This window comes from Streptomyces beijiangensis, assembly GCF_017315755.1.
Classification (GTDB): Bacteria; Actinomycetota; Actinomycetes; order Streptomycetales; family Streptomycetaceae; genus Streptomyces; species Streptomyces beijiangensis.
In genome coordinates, this window is record NZ_JAFLRJ010001589.1 from 1 (window position 1) to 321 (window position 321).

1 pseudogene is annotated in these 321 nt (G+C 73.5%); it reads left to right on the top strand.

The features are described 5' to 3' along the window. Positions 1–321, top strand: a pseudogene (locus tag J0695_RS42805) (CocE/NonD family hydrolase); the annotation flags it as partial.

A 321-nucleotide genomic window follows, 5' to 3' on the forward strand; every position in this document is an offset into this window, starting at 1 on the left:
CCGCCCCGCGAGGGCCCGCCGCACAGCGTCTGGCTGACCCCGATCCCGGGCGAGCGGCGCGTCGAGTACGACGCGGAGACCGGCGAGCAGGTGATCACCACCACCCCGGCCGACGGGGTCATGACCGACCACGCCGACGGGCTGACCCGCGGCGGCGAGGCCCTCGACCGCTTCCGCCTCGTCGAGGGCGACCCGCTCTCGGCGACCGTCGAGAGCGAGCGCGAGGAGACTCTGAGCAGAGGAGAGTGGGCCGTGCGTGTGCACACTCGTTCCCGGATGACCGCCGACGCGCACGAGTTCTGCGTCGTCAACCACCTGGCC